Here is a 1,211-nt window from a genome sequence, read left to right as displayed (position 1 = left end):
AGGGCGGGTTCGGGCTTCTGGCCCGGTTGCAGGACGGTGGTGCCGCCGTGGAGGAGTGCGCCCCAGAATTCGAGGCTGAAGGCGTCCCAGGAGACGGGTGAGCACTGGAGGAACACCTCAGCCGGCCCGAAGTTCCCGTACGTCTGCGCGGTGACCGTGGAGACGAGGTTGCGGTGCGAGGACAGGATGCCCTTGGGCCGCCCGGTGGACCCCGACGTGAACATCACGCACGCCACGTCGGCCCCCGTGACCGGCACACCCAGGTTGCCGTCCTTCCCACCGGCCGGCGCCCCACCGGAGCACGAGACCACACCCCAGGGACCTTCCACGTGCTGCCGGAGGACGTCGTCCGTGACGAGCAGGGCGATGCCCGCATCGTGCGCGGCGGAGCGAAGGCGCTCGTCCGGGAAATCGGGGTCGAGCAGGGTGTAACCGGCGCCGGTCTTGAGTACGGCGATGAGGGCGGTGGCGAAGGCGGCGTCGCGTTCCAGGAGGATGCCGGCGAGGTCGCCCCGGCCGAGGCCGCGCTCGCGCAGCTCACGTGCCCAGCGGTTGGCGGTCGCGTTCAGCTCCGCGTACGTGATCCGCTCGTCGCCGTCGATGAGCGCCACGGCCTCGGGAGTGCGGGAAACCTGGTCCTCGAAGCGCGCGACCAGCGAGGTGTCGCCGATGTCTGCGGTGGTCCCGGCCCACGGCCCGAGGATCAGCCCCCGCTCACCGGCCGACAGCACCTCCACGTCCCCGAGGCGCGCTTCCGGGTCGTCCAGGACCTTGCGCAGCACCGCTCCGAGTACGGTCACCATGCGCTCGACGGTGGACCGGTCGAACACGTCCTCCGCGAAGACCACCGCCCCGTGCAGGCTCCGGCTGTCGTCCGACCGGAGCAAGAATTCCAGGTCGAACTTGGCCGAGCCGTTGGTCAGCCCCCGCACCTCGGCCGTGTGGCCGCTCAGCCCCAGCGCCGGAGCCTCCCCGGCCTCCAGGGTGAGGCAGATTTGGAAGAGGGGGTGGCGGGCGAGTGTGCGGGTGGGGTTGAGGGTGTCGAGGACGAGGTCGAAGGGCGCGTCCTGGTGCGCGAAAGCGTCGAGATCGGTGGCGCGGACGCGTTCAAGCAACTCGCGGAAGGTGGGGTTGCCGGTCGTATCGGTGCGCAGGACGAGGGTGTTGACGAAGAACCCGACGAGGTCGCGGAGGGCCTCGTCGGTGCGGCC

At 70.9% G+C, this 1,211-nt stretch carries 1 protein-coding gene; it reads right to left on the bottom strand.

Features of this window, described 5'->3' with window-relative positions:
* Positions 1-1,211 (bottom strand): AMP-binding protein (locus ABZ565_RS35700; RefSeq protein ID WP_361036477.1); only part of this gene is annotated, 1,211 nt, incomplete at both ends.

This window comes from Streptomyces sp. NPDC016469 (genome assembly GCF_040632905.1).
Taxonomy (GTDB): Bacteria; Actinomycetota; Actinomycetes; order Streptomycetales; family Streptomycetaceae; genus Streptomyces.
Note: the sequence above shows the minus strand (reverse complement) of the source record. Positions and strands in the feature narration are given on the sequence as shown.